Origin of the sequence: Phenylobacterium ferrooxidans, from assembly GCF_042714595.1 — a bacterium.
Classification (GTDB): domain Bacteria; phylum Pseudomonadota; class Alphaproteobacteria; order Caulobacterales; family Caulobacteraceae; genus Phenylobacterium; species Phenylobacterium ferrooxidans.
On the sequence record NZ_JAOTJD010000011.1, the window covers coordinates 37,462 to 53,650 of the forward strand.

Below are 16,189 nucleotides of genomic sequence, written 5' to 3' on the forward strand. Positions count from 1 at the left end.
CGCGCCGCCTCAGGCGATGCGGTCGAGGAAGCGTTGGGCGAGTTCACAGCGGGTGGCGCAGGCCGCGCAGCGCGCCTGCATGGCCTGGCGCAGCGCCTCGCGGGCGCGATGCACCCGCACGCCGGCGTTGTTGGCGGTGATCCCCAGATCGCCCGCCAAGCGGCGCAGGGGGGTCTCCTCAAGCTCGGCGCGGCGCAGGAGGTCGCCGGTTCCGGGCTTCAGCTCCGTGAGCGTGTTCGAGAGGCAGGCCAGCGGCGCCTCCAGTTCCGTCTCGGCCTCGACCGGCGCCGCGGGCTCGGCCTGGGCGGCCTGCTGCAGCCGGACGCGCCCGGCGTTGCGACGGTAGCGGTCGAACAGGGCGTTGCGCAGGGTGACGGCGAGCCAGGCGTCGACCTTGGCCGGATCGGTCAAGCGTTCGGCGCCTTGGACGGTCTTGAGGGCGAACTCCTGCAGCACGTCCTCGGCGTCCTCCCGCGAGCGCAGGCGGCTGCGCAGGAATCGCATCCGTCCGGCCTGGCCCTCGCGAAGGCGCTGTTCGACCAGCCGCAGGATCTCGGCGCGTGGCGTCGGTCGGGCCATCAGGTGAAGATAGGCGCCGGGGGCCGGCGGACCTTCGACGATGCCGCGGGTGACTTGGGTCATGGGGGTCCGATCTCGGTCTGCGAGCGAAGATCAATCGCAACTGGCGAAAACTCTTTGATGGAGATCAACTGACGGTCCGGAAAAGACAGCATTCAATGGAAAATGACCTGAATCTCGGAATAGTCGACAGAAAAGAACAAGATTCCAATTGTGGTAAGGTTTGAATACATCGCCGAATCCTTGCCGTAACTGTAAGGTTGCGATTTTAGTCCGCGTCGAATTCCTATCCGTACAGATAGATAACTCCATCCAGGAACACCTCGGCCTCGCAGGCCATCGGGCGGGCAGGGCGGTGATCGGCGAGCGCAGTGCGGACTTCGGCCACGGCCGGCGTGGCGATGGTCGCGCCGACCCACCTCACCAGAAGGGATTCGACACGGAGGACCTCGGGCAGGTCGGCGACGATGCGGCGGGCGACGGCCTGGGCGGCCACGGAGGTGTCGGTCACTGTGAGATAGACTTCGTTGAGGTCGGGGCGGCCGGCCGCGTTCACCGCGACCTCGACCGAGGCGAAACCGAAGCCCGCCGTTTCAGGACCAGGGCCTCCAGCGGGGACTTTCGCCCAGATAGGCTTGAGGTTTGGCAGGTGGCTCAAATCGTGGCGCTGGAGAGGGTCAAGCCTAGTCGGTCCCCGGATCGGACCCCATGACCTTGACGTCCTCGCCCAGGCGGGGCGCTGGCCCGGCTCGGCCTGGGCCACCACGGCGCGTTCGACGGCGAGCACCATGCGCTCACGCGGGCTCAGGGGCGCATAGCCCACGCCTATGGGGGTGTCGTTGGCCTGCGGAACCCCAGTCCGGGCGGTGTCGACAGGCTACGAAGGTCCGCCGATCCGGGGCGGCGCCTGTAGCGTTTCGGCCCTGCCGGTCGACGTCGAGCGCGTGAAGATGGTTCGCGAGCCGGCGCAGGCGCCTTCGACGGCGATTTCCGCCGACGCACCTCCGCCGAGATCGGCGTGAGGATAAAGGCGTCCATCCGACGCTAGGGAGCGAGCTTTAGGTCCGAGGCGCGGCGAAGGCGTTGTAGAGCCAGCCGCAGACCAAGGCGACGTACCAGCCGCAGGCGAACGCCCAGGCGGCGCCGGCGATGATCAGGGCCGGGCTGGTCCAGTCCAGAGCGGGATAGAGCGCCGAGAGGAAGTGCAGGTTCTCTAGGCCGGGAAGGAAGCCACCGAGCGCGCACAGCAGGAAATTGCCGGACAAGAACAGCGAGAGGGTGAGGCCGAGCGGAATGATGGCGACACCGCCGGTCGTAGCGCGTGCGACGCCGGACGGGTGCTCAAGCGAGGCGGACATGGGGTCTCCTCCAGAGGCGCCGCAGGGGCGGCGTGCTTGGGATAAGACGTTGGTCGCGCCCCGGCCTTACAGGCAGGGGTCTTTCTGTCCTGCGAGCGCGTCAGCGCGCCCTCAGATCCCGGGCGATGCTCTGGTCCTGGCGTCCGGGGCGGAGACAGTCTTCGCGCCCAGGCGGGTGCGTTTCAGCATCAGGGCGTTGACCGCCACCAAGGCCGAGCTGCCGGACATCGCCAGGGCGGCGACTTCGGGGCTGAGCGTGATGGGATAGAGCACCCCGGCCGCGAGCGGGAAGGCGACGACGTTGTAGCCGACCGCCCACCAGAGGTTCTGATGCATCTTGCGGAGGGTGGCCCGCGAGAGCTCGATTGCCTTGACCACGTCGGCCGGATCGCTGCGCATCAGCACCACGTCGGCGCTTTCGATGGCCACGTCGGTGCCGGCGCCTATCGCAAAGCCCACGTCGGCCTGGGTCAGCGCCGGGGCGTCGTTCACGCCGTCGCCCACCATCCCCACCTTCTGGCCCTGAGCCTGCAGCTCCTTGACCTTGGCCGCCTTGTCCCCCGGCAGGACGTCGGCGAGCACGATGTCGATGCTGAGCTCGCCGGCGATCCGCTGGGCGGTGCCGAGGTTGTCGCCGGTGATCATGGCGACCTTAACGCCCAGTTCCTGCAGACGCCGGATCGTGGCCTTTGCGGTCGGGCGGACGGCGTCGGCGACGGCGATCAGCCCGATCACGTGTCCGTCGCGGGCGATGTGCACCACCGTGCGCCCGGCGCCCTGCAGCCGCTCGGACTCCGCCGCCAGTTCGCCAAGGTCGACGCCGTTGTCGGCCATCAGCATACGGTTGCCTGAAAGCACGGTCTTGCCCTCGACCGTGGCTCTAAGGCCCTTGCCGCCGAAGGACTCAAAGCCGCTGGCCGCCAGCACCGGCAGGGTCTTCGCCCGTTCCAGGACCGCCTTGGCGATGTGGTGCTCGGACCCGCGCTCGAGAGCCGCGGCCGTGGTCAGAATCATCGCCTCATCGAACCCCGCGGCGGGGGTGACCTGCACCACCTTCGGCTCGCCCAGGGTGAGGGTGCCGGTCTTGTCGAAGATGATGACGTCGAGCTTGACGGACTCCTCCAGCGCCGCGGCGTCCTTGATGAGGATGCCGTGCTGCGCCCCGAGCCCGGTGCCCACCATGATCGCCATGGGCGTCGCCAGGCCCAGGGCGTCGGGGCAGGCGATGACGAAGACGGTGATCGTCAGTGTCAGGGAAAACAGCAGCGTCTCCCCGATCACCCAAAACCACACCGCGAAGGTGGCGAGGCCGACGGCGATGGCCGCCAGGACGAGCCACTGCGAGGCCCGGTCGGCGAGCAGCTGGGCCGGGGCCTTGGAGTTCTGCGCCTCCTGCACCAGCTTGACGATCTGGGCGAGCGCGGTGTCGGCCCCCACCTTGGTGGCGCGGTAGCGGAAGGCGCCGGTCTTGTTGATCGAGCCGCCGATCACGGTGTCGCCGACCGTCTTAGACACCGGCAGGGACTCGCCCGTCAGCATCGACTCGTCGATCTCCGAAGCGCCGTCCTCGATGGCGCCGTCCACGGGGATCTTGCCGCCGGGGCGGACGACGACCTGGTCGCCGACCTGCACCTGAGAGGTGGGAACGTCAATCTCGACCCCGTCTCGCAGCACCTTGGCCGTGGGCGGGGCGAGGTCCATCAGTTTGCGGATGGCGTCCGACGCTCCGGCGCGGGCCCTCATTTCCAGCCAGTGGCCGAGGAGGATGAAAACCAGTAACAGCGCCGAGGCCTCGTAGAACTGCTCGGCCTCGAAGAAGAAGGTCGCCCCGACGCTGAAGAGGTAGCCGGTGCCAACGCTCAGCAGGACCAGGACGGCCATGTTGAAAACCCGCCGGCGGAGCGCGCGAACGGCGGCGACGAAGAACGGCCAGCCCGGGTAGAGGATAGCCGCGCTGGCCAGCACGAAGAGAGTAGGCTTCAACGGCAGGCCGAAGGGGGGATCGACCCGCATGGCCTCCATGCCCATCGGCGCCAGGAAGAAGATCGGGATCGTGAAGACCAGGCTGACCACAAAGCGGTTGCGCATGTCCCGCGCCATCGCCTGCATGTCCATCCCGGGGCCATGGCCCATGCTGGCCATATCGTCATGGTCGGCCTTCTCTGCGGCCTTCGGCGCCGCACCGCCATGTCGGGTGTGGTCGTGGCGGCCGGGCCCGTGGGACACGGTGTCCTCGCCCGGCGTGCAGACATGGCGCGGGACCACCTCGCCGCGGCAGTGGAATCCGCAATCCCGCACCGCCTGTTCGAGGTCCGCGGCGCCCACCTTCGCCGCGTCGTAGTCGACGCTGGCGGTGGCGGAGGCGAAGTTGGCGGTGGCCTTGCGGACACCCTTCAACCCCCGCAGGTGCTTCTCGATGACGAGCGGATCCAGGGGCGTCCGGAAGCCGGACACATCGACGGTGATCGTGGACATCGGACCTCGACTGGCTTGTGTGGCGGATCAGGAACGCCCGAGCGCCGTGTCGGCGCCGCGGTCGCGGCGGGTGAGCTTCGGGAGAAACGCCGGGGTGACGCGCGTGTAGGCGGCGTAGGGCTCGCCGAAGGCCGCCAGCGTATCCTTCTCCTCCGACCTCGCCAGGCGCCAATACATGAACACCAACACCGGGAACATCGCCAGGGTGAGGATCGTCGGCCACTCTAGGAGGAAGCCGAACATCACCAGCACGAAGCCCGCGTACTGGGGGTGGCGGACCGATCTGTAGGGACCCGTGGTGGCGAGCTCGCCTGTCCGTTGGGCGTTGTAGAGCACCCGCCAGGCGGCCGAGATCAGCCAGAAGCCGCCGCCGATGAACAGCGCGCTGATGATGTGGAACGGCCCGAAGTGCGGGTTGGCCTTCCAGCCGAACAGCGTCTCCAGCAGGTGGCCGGCGTCGTGCGAGAACCAGTCGACGCCCGGATAGCGGCTCTGCAGCCAGCCGGACAGGACGTAGATCGTCAGCGGGAAGCCGTACATCTCGGTGAAAAGCGCCACCAGGAAGGCGCTGAAGGCGCCGAAGGAGCGCCAGTCCCGCGCGGTGTTTGGCTTGAAGAAGCTGAACGCGAAGAAGATGAAAAGCACCGAGTTCAGGATCACCAGGGACCAGAGCCCGTAGGCTTGCGGTTCTTGCATCGCCGGCTCCTTAGGATTGCGGTTGTTGGGGGGGAGTCCGATCACCCGGGTTGGCCGGATCGGGCGGGTGGCCGTGGCCGCCATGTCCCTGGTGTCCGCCATGCATGGTCATGTGCAGCAGCGGGCAGGCGAGGAGGATCAGGAAGGGCAGGTAGCCCAGCAGATGCACCCGGTGCTCGCCAAAGAAGAGATAGGCCAGGGTCGCGGCGAAGGCGGCGATCATGAGTCCGCGAAGCAGGCCGCGTGAATTGGGGAGGTTGGGCACGGTCTTGTGTTCCTCTCGGCTAGGCTGGCCGTTCCAGCGTGAAGCGGGCTCTTGCCGGCTGGTGCTTGCCGGATGGCGTGACGCGGAATTCGAGCCGATAGGGTCCGGGTTCGGGCAGTACGACGTAATGGCCGTAGCTCGCCTGGCCGTTGACCGACATCGCCTCCATGGGCGCGATATTTGTCCCCGGATGGCCGGGGCCGGAGAGCCCCACGGCCACTTCCGAAGCACCGACCTTTTGGCCGGTCTTCGCGTCGGCCACGCTCAGCACTACGTGGTAGGTGTGCGGCTGGGCGGGCGCGCCGCCATGCATCGATGGATCGGGATGGCTCGCGGGCGGGGCGCCGCGAGCCGGTTCGGCGACGAGGCCATAGTCGAACTTGAGGCCGTCGACGACCTGCGACTGGCCCTGGACGGGACGGGGGGAACATGCGGCCAGAGTCGCCGCCGTCACGGTGATCGCGGCAAGGGTGCGGCTGGACCCGGTGCGAGCAGCTTGCATGTCCATGTCCTTTCGCTGGAGCAGACGCCGAGGAGACCCGAGCCTGAGGGAGCGATGTTCAGTCTGACGCAGGACGCGCGCAGCCATTACGCGACGGCGCGGCAACTGGCCGCGGGCTCGTCGCCAGGCCTCTCACGCACGAGCGTCATGTCGGCCTGCAGGGCCACGGCGGCGGCTACGCGCCTGCCTATGACGCCGTAACCGTTCACAGCCGGGTCTGTTCGCCAGTCATTGTGCGCTCCGTTGGCCTCCGGGTAATGTCGCTTGCCCCCGGGCGGTGCGATGTTGGCCCCTGGGCGGTGCCGACTCCAAAGACGCGGCGGCTTCGTCGACATTACTGCGGCCGTGGTTTTGTCCGCGTAAGGGTGGAGGGGCTTCTGCGTCAGTTGATTCATCCTGCCCGCCCGCGGCGGTATTTCTGTCGCTCGGCGATCGTCCGCTCGCCAAGATTGACGCCATGAGTAAGCCCGCTCACCGAGCGCGCGGGGACGCCCATGACCCAGCATGTTCTCGCAGTGAACACCGGCTCCTCGACGACCAAGCTGGGCGTTTTTGACCTGCAGGGCTCCGATGTGCAGCCCATCCTTCGAGCGCGATTGAGCCATGGACCTGTCGATCTCCAGGTACTGGCTTGGAACGCCAAGGGCGCTGCGCCGCCGTCGCCTGTGCGGAGCGGGTAGCAAGCGAGGCCATTCTCGACCTGCTGACCTGGTTTGAGCGCCGGCTTGAAACGCCTGTCCGGGCGGTCGGCCACCGCGTCGTCCACGGCGGTCCGCAAATCCGCCAGCCGACGAGACTTACGTCGGAGATCGGCGAGGCTTTGAAGTCGCTCGCTGCGCGACCCGGCCGCACACCGCGATTGGCCTGTAACAAGGCGCCGGTCGCCGCGTCCTAATCCAATGCCGGCGCCATGCGATCAGGAGGGTGGGCCTTGAAGTTCTCGCCAAAAGCCGCCGCGGTGCTCGTCGCGCTCGGGCTCATCGCCATCGCGTCAGCGTCTGGCGTCACCTACTGGCGCATGCGGCCGGAACCCCTGCCGGCGCAGCTGATCTACGGCAGCGGGCGCATCGAGGCGGACGAAGTGCGGATCGCGCCCGAAGTGCCCGGTCGCGTCGTCGAGAACCGCGCGGTCGAGGGCCAGTCGGTCCGGGCGGGCGAGACCTTGGCGCGTATCGATCCCGCCGACTACACGCTGCTGGGCGAGCGGGCCAAAGCCCAGCGGGTGGCCGCGCTGCGGACCGCTGCGCAGATCGACGCCCAGATCGGGCTCGCCGCCCACCATGCGCGGACCGCCCGGACCGACCTGGCGCGATACGAGTCGCTCGGACAGCAAGGCTGGATTCCCGCGCAGCGGCTCGACGTCGCGCGCAACAGCTACGCCGCGGCAAGCGACCAGGTGAGCGTGCTGCGCCAGCAGCGCGCGGAGGCTGACGCCCAGGCGATGGTGGCGACGAAGTCCCTTGCGCTCGCCCGTTCGCAGATCGCCAAGACCGAGGTTGTCGCGCCGCTCTCGGGCGCCGTCCTGGAGCGCCTGGCCGAACCCGGCGAGGTGGTGGCCGCCGGACAGCCGGTGGCTGTGCTAGCGAACCTCGCCACCGTGAGGCTGAAGGTCTTCATCCAGGAAAGGGACCTGGGAAAGCTGCGCCTGGGCGCGCCCGCGCGCATCCGGGTCGACGCCTTTCCGGGTCGCGATCTCCCCGCCCGCGTGGCGCGTGTCGACGCCCAGGCCCAGTTCACGCCGCGCGACGTCCACATCGCCGACGAGCGCAGCCGCACGGTGTATGGCGTGACGCTGGAGGCGGCCAATCCCGGGGGCCTGCTGAAGCCGGGAATGCCTGCTGACAGCTGGATCCTGTGGGACTCCCGGCGCGGCTGGCCGGCCGCGCTCCGCGTGCCGGATTAGGCGGGTGGACGCGACCCCGGTCATCGAGGCGGACGGGCTTGGCCGCCGCTTTGGCGGGCGCTCTGTCCTGCAGGACGTGGGCTTCCGCGTCGGGGCCGGCGAGGTGTTCGGCGTGGTCGGGCCGGACGGCGCCGGCAAGACGACCCTGCTGCAGATGGTGGCCGCCATCCTGCGTCCCACGGAGGGTGCCTGCAGGGTGCTGGGCGAAGACGTTCGCAAGCGGCCGGACCGCGTCCAGGCCCGTGTCGGCTACATGTCGCAAGGCTTCTCGCTTTACGACCGGCTGACGGTGGCCGAGAACCTCGCCTTCGCCGCCGCCATCCGGGACGTCCCGAAGGAGGCCTTCGCGCCTCGCAAAGCCAAGCTCCTAGCGATGGCGGGCCTGGAGCGCTTCCAGACGCGGCGCGAGGGCGCGCTCTCCGGCGGGATGCGCAAGAAGCTCGCGCTCTGCGCCAACCTCATCCACGAGCCGCCGCTCCTGATCCTCGACGAGCCCAGCCTCGGCGTCGACCCGCTCTCGCGTCGCGAACTCTGGCGGATCCTGGATACGGCGCGCGGCGAGGGGCGGTCGATCCTCTTCGCCACCTCCTATATGGACGAGGCCGACGCCAGCGACCGCGTGCTGCTGCTGCGCGACGGCCGGCCGCTGGCGATGGGCGCGCCGGCGGAACTTCGCGGGATGGCGCGGGGGCGGGTCTACAGCGTGCGCACCCCCGATCCGGCGGCGGCCGAGGCGGTGCTGCTGACCTCGCCGGAGGTGCTGAGCTTCCAGCGACGCTCGGCCGAGGAGGTCCGCGTCCAGCTTCGCGCCGCCGACAGGCCGCCCGCCCTCGGGCTGCCTTGCCGCGAGCTGAAGCCGGTCGAGCCGACGATGGAGGACGTATTCACCGTGGCGGCCTCCGGCGACGGCCCGGCCGACGCCCTGCAGCCGGAACCCGTCCGCATCGCAAGGTCGCAGGTGCTCGTCGCCGCCGAGCACGTCACCCGCCGGTTCGGCGACTTCGTCGCGGTCAGTGACGTGACGGTGGCGGTCAAGGCCGGCGAGGTGCTGGGCCTGCTTGGTCCCAACGGCGCGGGCAAGACCACCCTGATCCGCATCCTCTGCGGGCTGCTGGCGCCCAGCGAGGGCTCGGCGACGGTGGCCGGCTTCGATGTCGCCCGCCAGAGCGAACAGGTACGGTCCAGCATCGGCTATGTGTCGCAGAAGGTCTCGCTGTTCACCGACCTCACCGCCGGGGAGAACCTGACCTTCTTCGCGCGAGCGTACGGGGTCCCGGGCGCCGAGATGAACGCGCGCATCCGGTGGGCCTGCGACCGCGCGGGCTTCCCGACGGCGGACCAGGGCCTGGTGCGCAACCTCTCTAGCGCGCTCCGCCAGCGCCTGGCGCTGGCCTGCGCCATTGTCCACCGGCCGAAGGTGCTCTTCCTCGACGAGCCCACGTCCGGCGTCGACCCGCTATCCCGGTTCCGCTTCTGGCGGCTGATCTCGGCCCTGGCCAGCGAGGGCGTCGCGGTGATCGTTTCGACGCACTACCTGGAGGAAGCCACCTACTGCGACCGTCTCGGCCTGATGATGGACGGCCGGATGATCGCGCTCGGGACCCTGGCCGCCCTGAACGCGGAGCTCGGCCTTGCGGAGGCGCGCGTCGAGGACGTGTTCCTCGGATTCATCGCGCGGGCCCGGGGCGAGGCGAGGGCGGCATGAAGCTCTCGCGCATGCTCGCGTTCGCGCACAAGGAGGTCCTGGAGATCGTCCGCGATCCGATCACCGTCTGGATCGCGCTCTTCATGCCGCTCGTGATGCTGTTCTTGTTCGGCTACGCGCTCTCCTTCGACGTGGAGAACGCCCCGCTCGTCATCGTCGACCACGACAAGAGCGCCGCCAGCCGCGCGCTCTCGAACCAGTTCCTGAACACCCGCTACTTCCAGTTCGCGGGCGCCCCGGAGGACGAAAGGGTCGCCGAGCACGCCCTGATGCAGGGCACGGCGCGCGCCGTGCTCTCCATCCCGCCGGGGTTCGGACGGCGCCTCTCGCGCGGCGAGGCGGCCCCGGTCGAGTTCCTGGTGGACGGCACCTATGCGTCGACGGCGTCCATCCTGTCCGCCTACGGCCGCGCGATCATGTACGCCTTCCCGAACGGGACGCTGCAGATGCCGGTCCAGCCGGAGGTGCGCGTCTGGTACAATCCCCAGCTGCGCAGCCGCGACTTCATCGTTCCGGGGCTGTTTGCGGTGATCCTCATGGCCTTCCCGCCGCTGCTCACCGCCCTGGCCGTGGCGCGCGAGAAGGAGCTGGGCACCATCGCCCAGATCTACGCCTCTCCCCTGACCAAGATCGAGTTCATCATCGGCAAGCTGCTGCCGTACGTCACCATCGCCGCCCTGCAGCTCGCCATCGTGCTGGCGGCGGGCTTCCTGTGGTTCAAGACGCCGATGCACGGGAGCCTGGCGCTCCTGGCGGCGCTCGGGCTCGTGTACGTCGTCTGCACGGTCTCGATCGGGCTCCTGGTGTCCACCCTGGTCCGCACCCAGGTGGCTGCCATGCTGGTGACGCTGATCGTGACGTTGATGCCGTCGTTCCTGTTCTCCGGCTTCGTCTATCCGGTCTTCACAATGCCCGAGTTCTTCCAGGGCTATTCGGCACGGATTCCCACGATGTACTTCGTGAACATCTCGCGCGGGATCGTCATGCGTGGGTCGGGGGTGGCAGAGCTCTGGACCAATGTGGTCGTGCTCGTGGTCTACACCGCCGTCGTCCTGGCGCTCGCTACCTGGCTCTTCAAGAAGCGGATCGCCTGATGGTCCGCGGACGCCTCTATGGCCTGATCGCCAAGGAATTCGCGCAAATGCTGCGCGACCCGGTGGTGCTGTTCCTGATCTTCTGGCTGACCACCGTCGAGGTGGTCATGTGCACCATGGCGCTGGGCTTTGACGTGAAGGACCTGAAGCTCGGGGTGATCGACCACGACCGTAGCGCGGCGAGCCGCGCCCTGGTGCGCGAGCTCACCTCCGCCGACACCTTCGTGCTGCACGACGAGTTCACCTCCATGCGGCAGGCGGAGAGCCAGCTGCAGCGCGGCGCGGTGGACGCGGTCGTGGAGGTTCCGCCGGACTTCGGGGCGCGCATCGCGGCCGGTCGCCGGGCGTCCCTCGGCGTGGTCGTGGACGGTTCGAACGCCAATGTGGCATCCCGCGCCCGGGCCTATATCGTCGAGATGACCGCGAGCTTCACCCGCGAGCAGCTGATGGGATCGATGGCCATGCGGGCCGGCGTGCAGCCCGTGGTGCGCGTCTGGTACAATCCAGACCTCACCAACACCCGCTTCATGGCGCTCGGCATGCTTGCGCAGGCGGGGTTCATGCTGGCCGTGATCCTGCCGGCCGCGGGGATGGTCCGTGAGAAGCAGAACGGCACGCTGGAGCAGATCCGGGTCACGCCGATCCGGGCCCACGAGCTCTTCATCGGCAAGGTGACGCCGCCGATCGTGATCTGCCTAGGCTCTCTCTTCCCCACCCTGCTGGTGCTGCGCCTGCTGGGCGTGCCGATGAACGGCAGCTTGACCACCCTCATTGGGCTGGATCTCCTGTTCCTGCTGAGCGCCGTGTCGATCGGGGTGTTCGTGGCGACCATCACCACCACCTTGCAGCAGGCCATGCTGACCAGCTTTTTCGGCCTCTTCCCGTTGCTCTTCCTCTCGGGGAGCATCGCGCCCATCGAGAGCATGCCGGCCTGGTTGCAGCTCGCGACCGAGATTAGCCCGCTGCGCCACTTCATCGAGAGCGTCAGCGGCCTGTTCCTGAAGGGCGCCGGCATAGGCGAGCTATGGCCTCACGCCATTGCGCTCGCCGCGATCAGCGCGCCCATGTTCCTGACGAGTTGGCTTCTCTTCCGTCGTCAATGGTGAGCCCGTTCCAGGCGGGGCTTTCCGCCCCGAGAGGCGGCCGGAACCTCGCACGCGTCAATGCGTCACCGACGCCTGGCAGTAGCTGCAGGACGGGTTGTTGTACACCACCAGCTGGCCGGAGGGCTCGTGCGCCGGTCTAAGTTACTCCGCGTCGGAGATGTGTAGTCGGGAGCCCCTTAGTTATTTCGCGGCTTGCGGCCGCCGCAGGAGAGTCATCGAGGATCGGAGCAGCACCGCCGGGTCGAGCTCGCCATGGTAGATTGGGGGAATGGGCGCATCCAAGTCCAGCAAGCCGTAGACGGCGGTCTGGGCGGACCGGACCGAGTACTCCACGGTAAACACGACGTCCTGCGGGAGCTCGCAGAATTGACCGATAAAGGCCAAGTTGTGGATCTTCGGTGGGCGTACCGGCGCCCGGTCGCCGGGCGCTCGCAGCATGAACTGGCTCGTGATGTAAGGCATCATGCAAGGAATGCAGTTGGCGGACGCGAGAATCTTGCCCTGCAAGGCTTGCAGCCTGAGGTGGCCCAACAACTCGATGAGGATGTCCTCACCCGTGCACTCCGCCATCGACTTGCCGACGAAGTCTCCGACCTCATCGACGAACAGGCCATAGCCCCAGAACACGAAGACGCCATCCGGCTGGTCGATGAAGTGGGGTTGGTGCGCCAACACCACCGACATCAGCCAGCTCGAATCCTTGAAGGTCACGAGTCCGCCGGTTCCCGCGGGATTGCCGGTGAAGGCTTCCATGAGCTCAAAGAAGGCCGGGTCACGGAGCGTCACGGTGAAGGACAGCCATCGCGATCCCGCTGTGTCGCGGGTGAAGACGTCCGGGCGCCCGAGACCCGGTTCACTCTCCGCCAGCGTCTCCCAAAGGGTCCAGGCGCCGCCCTTGTCCTGAGGGGTCGCGGCTGCCGGCGTGTGCATGGAGCCGAAGGTGGCGCCGGCTGTCATCGAGCCGTTGGTCACAAGCACCAGGTCGTCCCTGCCGACCTCCGCGACCCGCACGGCTTCGCCCACGCGGTAAAGGAGCTGGTCCACGTGCCGGCCAGTCCGGCCATAGCGGTATTGCAGGTCGTCAACCCTTGCGCTGTGATGGATCCGAACACCTAATCCTTCCAGCCAGCGCTGTAGCGGCAGAACAATCGAGTCATACTGGTTGAAACGCGTCCGTCGTACGCCACCGAGCGTGTGCAGGCGTGGAAGTTCTTGGACGAAGCGGTGCATATAGCGCTTCAGCTCGATTGCGCTGTGCCAACGTTGGAAGGCGAATGTCGTCGCCCACATGCACCAGAAGTTGGTCTCAAAGAACTTGGGCTGGAATAGATCCTCAATGCGCTTGCCCCCCATGGCGGCCTCCGAGCTCGCCATCACTTTCGCCAGGTCGAGCTGGTCACGGCGGGTCAACTGCAGGTCCGAGGCGTCCAGCCGCCGTCCGCCAGCCACGAGCCGCGCGTGCGAATCAGAGCGGAGCTCCGTGTTGAACGCAAGCATACCGTCCTTGAGCGAGACCGCGGCGTCTTGGAGCGACGGTATAGAGTCGAGTAGCGCGAGCGTGCAGGTGTATGCCTCATAGGTGAACATGCGCCCGCCGCGGACGACATAGCCCAGGTCCGCGGTCCCCGAGCCGTCGAGACTCCCGCCCAGGATCGGCGCCTCCTCGAAGATTTCGACGTCGGAGCCCCGAAAGCCGCCGTCTCGCACCAGGAAAGCAGCTGCGGCGAGGGAGGCGATTCCGCCACCGACCAAATAGGCTCGGCGGTTGGGGGCAGGGCGGGCAGGGGTCATGGCGGGGTCCTTACATGGGCGTAGTCGGTCGGTTGGGATCAGATGCGCGACGGCGGCGCGTTCAGGACATTCGACGCGCGGCCGCGCAGGCAATTTCACGGTGGATGAAGAAGTCCAGGGCAGTCAGCAGAGCGGTGCAAGGGCGATGCGCATGATGTGGGCCGCCAGCAGAAACTCCAGGGCGCGAAGGTCCGCGCCAGGTGCAGGCGCACGTCCTCTGTGAGGTCATGCGAGCCCTGCGACCGGCCTGCCGCCGCGCATGCCAACGTGCAGGCGAGCGCATCCAAGACGGCCATACCGGTCCACGCGACGGCCACGGTGGCGGCGGCAAGCTCGACGGTCACCTCCTGAACGATCCCGACAATCACATTCGTATCCACTAACCTTTGCGCCCTTCTCAACAGGTCAGTGTCGCGAGAGGGCCGCCCCGGCCCTACATGGCCATGTGCCCGCACGCCGCGCCGCAGTCCCGGCAGGTGACCGCACACAGGGTGAGCACGGTATCGTTTTTGTAGGCGTCACAGGCCTGGGCGCACGCGGCGCAGAGGTCAGCACAGGCACCGCACAGAAGTGTGTGCGTCGGCGCACCGCGGACCATCGAATTGGCTGTGGTCTGGCAGAGCTCAGCGCAGTCCTGCAGTAGCGCCACCAGCTCCGCGGGGGCATTGAGTTGCGGCTGTTCGAGCACGTGCCGGGCGCTGGTCAGACAGCTGCGATGCGAGGCGACACAGAGCGTCACGCAGTCGTCCATCGACATCGCATGCGGATCGGCCGCCGTTTTGGCGGCCGGGCCTTGCGCCGCGGCAGGCATTCCTGCCGCGGCTCCAGCGAGGGCGAGGGCAGTCAAGAGTTCTCTGCGATCGCGCAATTCTCTTCTCCTCTAATTGTCTGAGACGGGCGACTCCGTTGGAGCCGGTTGGATGCGCTAGGTGTAGATTATAACTTTAAGAGCTTGAGTTTCGGCCGCCCGCCGAAAGGTGTCATAGGCCTCGACGGCATCATTCAAGCTGAAGTGGTGAGTAATGAGTCGCGTCGGATCAAGCTTACGCGACTGAACGGTCTTCAGGAGCATCGGAGTGGTCACAGTGTCTACCAGGCGCGTGGTGATGGTGATGCTCTGCGACCATAGCCGCTCCAGGTGTAGGTCGACCTTGTGGCCGTGTACGCCGATGTTGGCGATCACACCGCCCACCGCGACCAGATCCTGGCAAAGCTCGAACGTCGCCGCTAGGCCGACAGCTTCGATTGCGGTGTCCACGCCGCGCCCGTTGGTCAGCGCCTTAACGGCGTCCGCGGCCTTACCGTCCGCGCTGTTGATAGTGTGCGTGGCCCCGAACTGGCGGGCGATACCCAGCCTGTTGTCATCTACGTCGATCATGATGATCTCGGCGGGCGAGTAGAACTGGGCCGTAAGCAGTGCTGCGAGGCCGATGGGTCCCGAGCCCACGATCGCGACGCTAGAGCCCGGCGCCACCTTGCCGTTGAGCACTCCGCATTCGAATCCCGTGGGCAGGATGTCGCTCAGCATGACCAGCGCCTCTTCATCCGCTCCAGTGGGGATGGGATAGAGGCTGGTGTCGGCATGCGGCGTACGGACAAATTCCGCCTGAGTGCCGTCAATGGTGTTCCCGAGGATCCAGCCGCCCGTCGTGCAGTGAGAGTACATCCCCCGCCGGCAGAATTCGCACTTGCCGCAAGACGAAATGCAAGAAATCAGCACATGATCGCCCGGCTTAAAGGCTCTGACTCCCACCCCGACAGACTCGATGACGCCTACGCCTTCATGACCGAGGATGCGGCCCGCAGCGCAGGTCGGGACGTCGCCCTTTACGATGTGCAGATCGGTGCCGCAGATCGTGGTCTTCAGCATCCGGACGATCGCATCGCCCGGCTCCTGAAGCTCAGGCTTAGGGCGCTCCATGAGGGTAAGCTGGCCAGGGCCGCCGTAGACAAGTGCTTTCATGATCGTTTCCTCCGAAATCCTAGAATGAAGCCGCGGTTGGCTCATGCGAACGGAGAGCGAGGTCGGCTCGCCTGCGCGGGTTTTCGTTAACGCGCTTTCAGTTCGACCAAATCGAACTTTCTAGCCTGGCCGCTGACTAGGGTCGCCTCGGCGAAGTGCCCGTCGATCACCCGGTCGATGCGGACTGAACCGACATCATCGCGGCGCGGGATGCGGGGCGCGCCTTTGGCGGCACCTGGCGTTCCTACGAACCTGACAACAGTGAGGACCTGTCCGGGCTTTGCCCCTTCAGCGGTCCCGACGCACAGGATCATCGCCTCACCTTGCATCTCCACGACCTGACCACGCATGATGAACCGGTGCCAAACCTCGTTTGTGGCTGCTGAACCCAGCATAGGCATAAGAGCGAAGAGCGCCGAGAGGCCTAGGGCCCGTCCAATCGTCCTGTTCATTCAAACCTCCTCAAACTAGCGCCCGTGTCCCGTCCTGCAGCCCGGTGGCGACCGCACCAAGCGACAACACGCATCGTCACGCATCGTCACGCATCGTCACGCATCGTCACGCATCGTCGTTTTCTTTCCTACTGACGCAGCCGGCGAGCGAGCGTTACAGCGCCGGAAACCGCGGGGAGTGGGGGCAGCCACCTTTGCGGTCATGTCCACGCTCCGCAGCGTCGACGGTCCCCTTGACCAGATGCTGTAATGGCCACCGGTGCACATGCGTCTCATGAAAGATGGACATTGCCCCTGGAC

15 protein-coding genes and 1 pseudogene are annotated in these 16,189 nt (G+C 67.2%); 4 read left to right on the forward strand and 12 right to left on the reverse strand.

Annotation, left to right across the window (positions count from 1 at the left end; translation table 11 throughout):
• Positions 1–9: 9 nt before the first annotated feature.
• The 8 genes and pseudogenes from OCL97_RS07660 to OCL97_RS07695 all read right to left on the reverse strand — a co-directional run bounded on the left by OCL97_RS07660 (position 10) and on the right by OCL97_RS07695 (position 5,881).
• Positions 10–642, reverse strand: a complete 633-nt coding sequence (locus tag OCL97_RS07660; RefSeq protein ID WP_377369037.1) for a sigma-70 family RNA polymerase sigma factor — start codon at positions 640–642, stop codon at positions 10–12.
• A 223-nt stretch (positions 643–865) separates the two neighbouring features.
• On the reverse strand, positions 866–1,237 hold the full coding sequence (locus tag OCL97_RS07665; RefSeq protein ID WP_377369039.1) for an S-adenosylmethionine synthetase family protein: 372 nt from the start codon (positions 1,235–1,237) through the stop codon (positions 866–868).
• A gap of 105 nt (positions 1,238–1,342) precedes the next feature.
• Positions 1,343–1,429, reverse strand: a pseudogene (locus tag OCL97_RS07670) (methionine adenosyltransferase); the annotation flags it as partial.
• 208 nt (positions 1,430–1,637) lie between these two features.
• Entirely contained in the window at positions 1,638–1,937 is a 300-nt protein-coding gene (locus OCL97_RS07675; protein WP_305705136.1) for a hypothetical protein, read from the reverse strand.
• Positions 1,938–2,048: 111 nt separating this feature from the next.
• Positions 2,049–4,412 carry a heavy metal translocating P-type ATPase gene (locus tag OCL97_RS07680; protein WP_377369042.1) on the reverse strand — a complete coding sequence of 788 codons (2,364 nt, stop codon included), beginning with the start codon at positions 4,410–4,412 and terminating at the stop codon, positions 2,049–2,051.
• Positions 4,413–4,439: 27 nt separating this feature from the next.
• Positions 4,440–5,108, reverse strand: coding sequence for a methyltransferase family protein (locus OCL97_RS07685; protein WP_377369044.1), 669 nt, complete (start codon positions 5,106–5,108; stop codon positions 4,440–4,442).
• Between the two features lie 10 nt (positions 5,109–5,118).
• Positions 5,119–5,373, reverse strand: a complete 255-nt coding sequence (locus tag OCL97_RS07690; RefSeq protein ID WP_377369046.1) for a DUF2933 domain-containing protein — start codon at positions 5,371–5,373, stop codon at positions 5,119–5,121.
• Between the two features lie 19 nt (positions 5,374–5,392).
• Entirely contained in the window at positions 5,393–5,881 is a 489-nt protein-coding gene (locus OCL97_RS07695; protein WP_377369048.1) for a hypothetical protein, read from the reverse strand.
• Between the two features lie 925 nt (positions 5,882–6,806).
• Here OCL97_RS07695 and OCL97_RS07700 point away from each other — a divergent pair.
• Genes OCL97_RS07700 through OCL97_RS07715 form a run of 4 tightly spaced genes read left to right on the forward strand, consistent with a single transcriptional unit; the run spans position 6,807 to position 11,683 of the window.
• On the forward strand, positions 6,807–7,778 hold the full coding sequence (locus OCL97_RS07700; protein ID WP_377369050.1) for an HlyD family secretion protein: 972 nt from the start codon (positions 6,807–6,809) through the stop codon (positions 7,776–7,778).
• Positions 7,779–7,782: 4 nt separating this feature from the next.
• A complete protein-coding gene (locus OCL97_RS07705) occupies positions 7,783–9,483 on the forward strand; it encodes an ATP-binding cassette domain-containing protein (protein ID WP_377369052.1) in 1,701 nt (566 codons plus the stop codon).
• Positions 9,484–9,494: 11 nt separating this feature from the next.
• Positions 9,495–10,577, forward strand: a complete 1,083-nt coding sequence (locus OCL97_RS07710) for an ABC transporter permease (RefSeq protein ID WP_377369054.1) — start codon at positions 9,495–9,497, stop codon at positions 10,575–10,577.
• Positions 10,577–11,683: an ABC transporter permease gene (locus OCL97_RS07715; RefSeq protein ID WP_377369056.1), complete on the forward strand. Its 1,107-nt coding sequence runs from the start codon at positions 10,577–10,579 to the stop codon at positions 11,681–11,683. The genes OCL97_RS07710 and OCL97_RS07715 overlap by 1 nt, the downstream gene beginning before the upstream one ends.
• 180 nt (positions 11,684–11,863) lie before the next feature.
• On the opposite strand, the gene OCL97_RS07720 is transcribed toward OCL97_RS07715, so the two are convergent.
• From OCL97_RS07720 to OCL97_RS07735, 4 genes are all read right to left on the reverse strand, one after another.
• A complete protein-coding gene (locus tag OCL97_RS07720; protein ID WP_377369058.1) occupies positions 11,864–13,474 on the reverse strand; it encodes an oleate hydratase in 1,611 nt (536 codons plus the stop codon).
• Between the two features lie 433 nt (positions 13,475–13,907).
• The gene (locus OCL97_RS07725) at positions 13,908–14,285 is read right to left on the reverse strand and encodes a four-helix bundle copper-binding protein (protein ID WP_377369060.1); all 378 of its coding nucleotides are present in this window, start codon (positions 14,283–14,285) and stop codon (positions 13,908–13,910) included.
• A 114-nt stretch (positions 14,286–14,399) separates the two neighbouring features.
• The gene (locus OCL97_RS07730; protein WP_377369062.1) at positions 14,400–15,437 is read right to left on the reverse strand and encodes a zinc-dependent alcohol dehydrogenase family protein; all 1,038 of its coding nucleotides are present in this window, start codon (positions 15,435–15,437) and stop codon (positions 14,400–14,402) included.
• Between the two features lie 86 nt (positions 15,438–15,523).
• A complete protein-coding gene (locus OCL97_RS07735) occupies positions 15,524–15,889 on the reverse strand; it encodes a hypothetical protein (RefSeq protein ID WP_377369064.1) in 366 nt (121 codons plus the stop codon).
• Positions 15,890–16,189 lie beyond the last annotated feature (300 nt).